The 7,619-nt window shown below is 60.7% G+C and carries 5 protein-coding genes; 1 reads left to right on the forward strand and 4 read right to left on the reverse strand.

The features are described from left to right. The coding region (locus tag Q1V51_RS09290) for a UDP-glucose/GDP-mannose dehydrogenase family protein (RefSeq protein WP_300555636.1) at positions 1-923 on the reverse strand (923 nt) is incomplete at its 3' end. An 85-nt stretch (positions 924-1,008) separates the two neighbouring features. Beyond that, positions 1,009-2,064 carry an acyltransferase gene (locus Q1V51_RS09295; RefSeq protein ID WP_300555638.1) on the reverse strand — a complete coding sequence of 352 codons (1,056 nt, stop codon included), beginning with the start codon at positions 2,062-2,064 and terminating at the stop codon, positions 1,009-1,011. 130 nt (positions 2,065-2,194) lie between these two features. On the opposite strand from Q1V51_RS09295, the gene galU reads away from it, so the two are divergent. After that, entirely contained in the window at positions 2,195-3,064 is an 870-nt protein-coding gene (gene galU / locus Q1V51_RS09300; RefSeq protein ID WP_300555640.1) for a UTP--glucose-1-phosphate uridylyltransferase GalU, read from the forward strand. On the opposite strand, the gene Q1V51_RS09305 is transcribed toward galU, so the two are convergent. Then, positions 3,061-4,032 (reverse strand): NAD-dependent epimerase/dehydratase family protein, encoded by a 972-nt coding sequence (locus Q1V51_RS09305; RefSeq protein WP_300555642.1) that lies wholly within the window; start codon positions 4,030-4,032, stop codon positions 3,061-3,063. The two genes, galU and Q1V51_RS09305, sit on opposite strands and share 4 nt — an antisense overlap. Before the next feature lie 96 nt (positions 4,033-4,128). After that, a partial coding sequence (locus Q1V51_RS09310; protein ID WP_300555645.1) for a cadherin domain-containing protein occupies positions 4,129-7,619 on the reverse strand: 3,491 nt, incomplete at its 5' end.

Genomic DNA, 7,619 nt, shown 5'->3' on the forward strand with positions numbered 1-7,619 from the left:
TTACAGGCGTCGATGACCTTGTCCGCCATCGCGCGCTTGCGGCTATCATTGACCTCGACCACGGTCTCGATCAGGCGCAGCGGCGTGCCGGCATCCTGCGCCGTACGTGTCAGGGCCAGCGTGTCTTTCGGGAAGCAAGACCCGCCATAACCGGGGCCGGCATGCAGGAATTTTCCGCCAATACGATTGTCGAGACCGACACCGCGGGCAACTTCCTGCACGTTCGCGCCGACCTTTTCGCACAGGTCGGCAACCTCATTGATGAAGGTGATCTTCATCGCAAGGAAGGCGTTGGCCGCATACTTGATCAGCTCGGAGGTCCGGCGCGAGGTAAAGACGATCGGCGTCTCGTTGAGGAAAAGCGGACGATACAGCTCGTGCATCAAAGTGCGGGCGCGCTCGTCATCGGTACCGACGACAACACGGTCCGGGCGCTTGAAATCATCGATCGCGGCGCCTTCGCGCAGGAATTCCGGGTTGGATACCACAGCGAAGTCCGAATCCGGCCGCGTCTCGCGAATAATGCGCTCGACCTCGTCACCGGTACCAACCGGCACGGTCGACTTGGTCACGACGACGGTATAGCCCTCCATGACCTCGGCGATTTCCTTGGCCGCAGCATAGACATAGGACAGATCGGCGAAACCATCACCCCGGCGCGAAGGCGTGCCGACGGCGATGAAAACCGCGTCCGCATTGCGCACCGCGTCCTTGAGTTCCTGGGTGAAGTGCAGGCGCCCTTCGCGGACATTGCGCTGAACCAGCAGATCCAGACCCGGCTCATAAATCGGAATGCCGCCGCTCTGCAGGGTCTCGACCTTGCTGGCATCCTTGTCGACACAGGTCACATCATGACCAAAATCGGCAAAACATGCCCCGGAAACCAGTCCGACATAACCGGTGCCGATCATTGCGACGCGCATGGCGAAACTCCTATTCTTAAGCTAGCGTGGTATCGCTTTTAGGCGGGCCAAGCGCAAGCGTAGATTCTGCTGAATTCTGGACAATTTAAGCGCCGCCCTGCGCCGCTCTTGGCGAGCCGGTGCGGGCGATCAGCGATTTGCCCAGCGCCAGGGCTGGACGCTCGGCCAGCCCGTGGGCGATCCAGGCCGCGACGAGGCTGGCGAAAATACAGCCTGCATAGAAAATCAGATGGGCTGACGGCCAGGCTTCAAAGACCCTTACAAAGCGCAATTCGAAAGCCACTATGACCAGCGGGTGGCCGAGATAGAGCACGTATGACCAGTCGCCAATGCGGGCAAAGAGCTGCGGCAGGACCGGCTTGAAGGCCAGCAGCGCCCAGCACAGTCCAACGGCAAAGGGCATGAAGACCAGCACGCGGATGGAGTCGTCCGCGAGGCCCAGCAAGCCGTGTGCCTGCGTCCACCAGCCGCCGAGCGCCAGACCGCCGAGCAGCAGCAATAGCGAGGCCCAGCGCCAGCGCTCGAAACGCGGCCGGAATTGCGCTAGGGCAATACCACTGAGGAAGAGCAGGTTGAACGGGCTGATCACCAGCTCCACGGCTGCCGGCAAGTCACCGCCGAGCCCGGACAGGCCATACAGGCTGATCGCCAGCCAGCCGCCCAGGGCCCAGGGCCGCCATTGCATCGGCAAGGCGAGGAAAAGCCCGTAGACAAGGTAGAAATACAGCTCGTGGGTTAGCGTCCAGCCAATGGCGAGCAAGGGCAATTGCTCGGTCGGGAACAAGGTCACCGTGGTCAGCCAGTTGGTATTGCCGCCCATGTCCTCGAGCGGCCGCCCGAGCAGCAAGGTATAGCCGGCAATGCCCACCAGAGTGACCAGCCAGTACATCGGATAGATCCGGTTGAGCCGGTTGAGGAAGAAACGCCAGTCGAAGCCGGAATGGTCGCGATAGAGCGTATGAATGATGAAGCCGGAGATGACGAAAAACACGTCGACACCGGAAAATCCGAAAAAGCCGACCGCCCCCAGAAGATCACCGTCGATAACGCGCATTTCGGCCTGGTTGATGTGCCCGATCAGCACCAGAAGCACCGCAAAGGCGCGCAGATACTGGACCTCGATAATTTGGGCACGCGGCATCGCGAACTCACTTTTTCAACCCGGCAACAGGTATAGCGTCTGCGTTACGCCCAGAAAATACGCCATCAGGGATAGACTGCAGGCGCGGGCTTGGCTAACCGATGAGTCTGCAAGTTGGGGAGAGAAATCAATGGGTCGCATTCGCAAAGCCGTCCTGCCTGTCGCTGGCATGGGAACACGGGTGCTGCCCGCCACGAAAGCCATCCCCAAGGAAATGTTGCCGGTCTTCGACCGCCCTGCGATCCAGTATGTGGTCGACGAGGCGCGTGAAGCGGGTATTGAGCACTTCGTCTTCGTTACCGGGCGCAACAAGGGCGCCATCGAGGACTATTTCGATCGCTCCTATGAACTAGAAACGACCCTTGCCGAGAAAGGCAAGACAGCGATCCTGGAGGAGCTGGAACCGTCCCGCCCCGAGCCAGGCACGATGAGCTTTGTTCGCCAACAGGCCCCGCTGGGCCTCGGCCATGCCATCTGGTGCGCGCGCGACATTATCGGCGACGAGCCCTTTGCCATCCTGCTACCGGACGTTCTGGTGGATGCCAAGCCGAGCTGCCTGGCGCAGATGGTGGCCGTGCATGAAGAAACCGGTGCCAATGTCATCGCCGTCAATCCGGTGCCCAAGGATGAGGTCAACAAGTATGGCGTGATCGATCCGGCTGAGCGGATCGGCTCGCGTATCCGCATGAAGGGCATGGTGGAAAAGCCGCCGGTCGAAAGCGCGCCGTCGAACCTGTCGATCACCGGACGCTATATCCTCAACCGCTCCATCTTCGACTATCTGGAAGACCAGGCGGCAGGTGCCGGCGGCGAGATCCAGCTTACCGATGCCATGGCGCGCCTGATGGAAAAAGAAGCCTTCGACGCTGTGGAGTTCGAGGGCACGCCGTATGATTGCGGCTCCAAGTTGGGTTATCTGGAAGCCAGTATCGGTTTCGCTCTGGCCAATCGCGAACACGGCAACGACGCACGGGCGCTGGTCAAGTCCATGCTGGGCTAGCGGGCGTCGCGCCAGCTCTTGAACCAGTCCGCAAAGGCGGCCAGGCCGGTCTCCAGCGAGGTTGAGGGCTTGTAGCCATAATCGCGCTGCAACTTGGTCACATCGGCATAGGTCCGTGTGACATCGCCTGCCTGCATGGGCAGCATGATTTTCTCGGCCTTGCAGCCGAGCGCCTGCTCCAGCGTTTCGATCATGTCCAGCAGGCGCACTGGCGAGGAGCCGCCGATATTGTAGACATCATGGCGCGCATCTGCCGGATCATCATCGAGGATGCGCAACAGCGACACGACGATATCGTCGATATAGGTGAAGTCGCGCTCCATATCGCCATTGTTGAAGACATTGATAGGCCGGCCTTCCAGCATGGCGTCGGCAAACAGCCAATAAGCCATGTCTGGCCGGCCCCAGGGGCCGTAAACAGTAAAGAAGCGCAGCCCGGTCGCAGCAAAGCCGTAGAGGCGGCAATAGCTCGCCGTCATTAGCTCATCGGCGCGCTTGGTGGCCGCGTAGAGCGATTCCGGGGTGTCATTGGCATCGCTCTCGGCGAAGGGCACCGAAGCCTGCTCGCCATAGACCGAGCTCGATGAGGCGTAGACGAAGTGTTTGAGCTCATCGCCCAGCGAGCGGGCCAGTTCGAGCATGTTGAGATGCCCGACCAGATTGCTCTGGGCATAGGCCAGCGGGGCCTCAATGGAATAGCGCACACCGGCCTGGGCCCCGACATGCAGGATGCGGTCAGGGGCAACGCTTTCAGCCAGCGCGGCAATCGCCTCGCTATCGGCCAGGTCACAGCGCTGGAAGGTGAACTCGGGATAACGCTGCAGACGTTCCAGACGGGCCTGCTTCAGCCGCGGGTCGTAGTAATCATTGAGATTATCAATCCCAACAACACGTTCACCGCGGGCGAGCAAAGCCTCGCAGGAATGAAACCCGATAAAGCCTGCCGCGCCTGTCACCAGGATGGTCAATGCCAATCCCTCCGATCTGCCCGGGCCGAATTTAGCCAGAGCAGATCATTTGTCGCGGACATTCCACAGCAGGGCGGTGGAAAAGCGGGGCGCAAATCAGCCCCAGCCCTCCAGATCGACCGGTTGATCGGCCGAACCATCCTCGTTGAGATCGTCGAAGCTGACCGGCTCCGTATTCGCAATCGGGACATCACTGTCCGCAACGGCGCTCTTGATGGGCGCGCCGTCGATGGAAAGGATGGCAAACCCGTCGGCATCATCGACAGCGTCCAGCTCCGGCGGCGAGGTGTCGTACAGGCCAAAGGCGTCGCGCATTTCGGCAATGTCCGGCGCCTCGGGCCGCAAGGCCGTGAGATCATCGAACCCGGCCAGACCATCGCTGGACAAGGATGTTCCGGTCAGCGTTCCACCCACGACAGGCTGTCCCAGCGGGATGTGGGCGCTGAAATCATGCGAGACGAAGTCGCCGATATCGGACAGTTCCGCGAACGGGCTGTCGTCATACTCCCAGACGAAGTTCAGGCTCGACGCCGCATCATTCTCGCCGCGGATGTATTTACACATCGAGCAGGCACAGCCGGCATGGCCGTAATCCTCGACGACGATGCCGATATCAAAGGCTTCCTCGATCCCGACCGGCGTGGTCGCGGTATCCGGGATCGTACCGCCGAACACGACGCTCTCCACGGAGATCAGTTCGATCACCCCGTCCGGGCTGCCGGAACGCAGGTCGGTATAGACGGTATTGCCCGAGCCATTGGTGGTGATGTCGTAATCCGAGCTGGCACCGGTCAGGACCAGCTGGTCCGTTCCCGCACCGCCGTCGAAGACGTCCGTACCGCCGCTGGCGTAGAAGATGTCATTACCGCCATTACCGGTCATGACGTTATTGGCGGCATTGCCGATAAACGTGTCCGCCCCGGAACCACCGATCGCATTCTCAATCACGGTGGTAGAGGAAATGCCGATATTTCCGACCAGGCCGTCCGTGCTCGAGAAGGACGAGGCGCGCAGGTCGAGGACCTGGTTCGCCGTTGCCCCGGAGAAGTCGAACGTGTCCGTACCGCCCGCATCGATCACCGTGTAGGAGACCGGCTGGGTGAAGGCCGTGGCGTCATAGATGACATTGCCGGCATTGGAATTATAGCCGTAGGTCGTGTCGCCATTGCGGATCGTCGGGTTGAGACCGTACATGTCGGCCATCGCCTCGAGATCACCGAGCATCGGCGTCAGGATGTAGGCGAAGGAGGCGTTGATGTCGGTATTCTCGGTTTGCGAGAAGTAGGACATCACCGTGCTCTGCCAGCTATCGTTCAGATAGATATTGTCGATCCCGTAGGTCGCCGAGCCGTCATAGGGGCCGGCGTGACCGAGGCCGAGCGCATGGCCGATCTCGTGGATATAAGTCTGGAAGGAATAGCCATCGAGATTGGTGCCGTAGGTGTCGAGCCAGCCGGTACCGACATTCACCGTCGCACCGGTGAAGAAGCCGCCGCTCAGACCGCTCGGGCCGGCAAAGGCGCCTTCCTCATCATCGCTGAAGACAATGTCACCGCCGGTCGAGACCTCGTTGAAGAGAATGCCGGTGGCATCGGTCCAGACCTGCAGTGCGGCGCGCGCCAGGGTCTGTCCGGCTGCTGTCAGGCCAGTGATGTTGACGGTCAGCGTGTCACCGGTGGAAATGTTCCAGCGCGCCCCGTTCCAGCCATTCTGGTTCAGGTAATCACCGATCTCGTCATAGGTGTAGAAGCCGAGCGGATCGGTCTGGGCCACCGTCAGCGTATATTCGCCAGTCGTGCCGACGCCATTGCCATCGATCCAGGAACCGGCCGCAATATAGTAGGTGCCCGAGGTCTCGACGCTGAAGCCGAGACGGGAGTCGCGGATCACGCCAAGCGAGATATCGTCATTCTCGGCAATAAGAGTTCCCGTACTGTCATAGAGATAGATATACGGGTCATCGAGCTCGTCCACGCCCGTCCCGAAGAGGTTGAACTCATAGCGCTGACCGGCTTCCAGCTCGACGCGGATCCAGTCCTGGTCTCCATCGACCTCGATATTGCCGACATAGGAACCGCCCGACACCATGGTCACGGTCGTCGTGTCATTATTCGGCACATCGCCGGAGTCATTGGAATCCGTCACCGTCACGGCGACAGCCTGGCTGTCGGAATTGACGCCATCCGAAGCCGTCACGGTGAAGTTATAGACATTGTCGCCACCGGCATCGCCCGGGGTCTCAAAGTCCGGAACATTGCGGAAGCTGACCTCACCCGTAGCGCTGTTGATCTGGAACAGGGCCGCATCAGTGCCGGAGATCGAATAGGTCAGGGTATCGCCCTGCGGATCGGTCGCCCGGGTCTCGTAGGCCGAAGTCTGGTTCTCCGAAACCGTCGAGGTCGCCGCAGAGGTAATGCTCGGCGAGCCTGAACCGGCATCCGGCACTTCCTCGACCGTCACGGTCACATTCTGCGTCGTCTCGATCCCGCCATCGCTGGCCACGACTTCAAGGTCGTAGATATTGTCGCCATTGGCATCGCCCGGCGAGGCAAAGTCCGGTGCGCTGTTGAAGGTCACCACACCGGTCGAGGCATTGATGCTGAACAACGCCGCATCCGTACCGCGGATCGAATAGGTAATGCTCACGCCCTCCGGATCGGCGGCCGCAGCGGTGAAGGCGGCGGTCTGATCCTCATCGACGCTGAAAGCCGTGCCGGACGAGAAGACCGGGGCTTCATCGACATTGGTCAGGGTCACATTGACCGTCTGGGTGACGCTATCGGTTCCGTCGCTGACCTGGATGGTGACTTCATAGACATTGTTGGCGCCGGCATCGCCGGGCGCTTCAAAGTCCGCACCGCTGATGAAGGACAGGGCACCGGTCGAGCTGTTGATCGTGAACAGCGCGCCATCGGCACCGCCTGAGATGGAATAGGTCAGGCCATCGCCATCCCCGTCCGTCGCTGTTGCCGTGTAGAAGGTCGCAGTCGAGTTCTCTGCCACCGTCGCCGTCGTGCCGGAAGTGAAGACCGGGACATTGTTCGGCGGCAGCACTTCCTCAACGGTCACTGAAACATTCTGCACCGTCTCAATGCCGCCATCACTGGCCACGACTTCGAGCACATAGACATTGTCGCCATTGGCATCACCCGGCGCGTCAAAGTCCGGGGCGCTGATGAAGCTGACCACACCGGTCGACGCATCAATGGAGAATAGAGCCGCATCGGCACCGCGGATGGAGTAGGTGACACTGGCACCTTCCGGGTCGGCTGCGATGGCGGTAAAGGCGGCGGTCTGGTCCTCGTCGACGCTGAAAGAGGTACCCGAGGTAAAGACCGGACCCTCATCGATATTGGTCAGGGTCACATTGACCGTCACGCCGGCGATATCCTCGCCATCCGTGACCTCAAGTTCGACGACAAAGACATTGTCCCCATCGGCGTCCGCGGGAACTTCAAAATCAGCGCCCGCGATGAAGGAGAGCTCACCGGTCGCACTGTCAATGGTGAACAGGCTGCCATCGGCGCCGCCGCTGATCGCGTAGGTCAGCGTATCGCCATCCGCATCTGTCGCGGTCGCGGTATAGA

It is taken from the genome of Maricaulis sp., assembly GCF_030149235.1.
In the GTDB taxonomy this organism is placed as follows: Bacteria; Pseudomonadota; Alphaproteobacteria; order Caulobacterales; family Maricaulaceae; genus Maricaulis.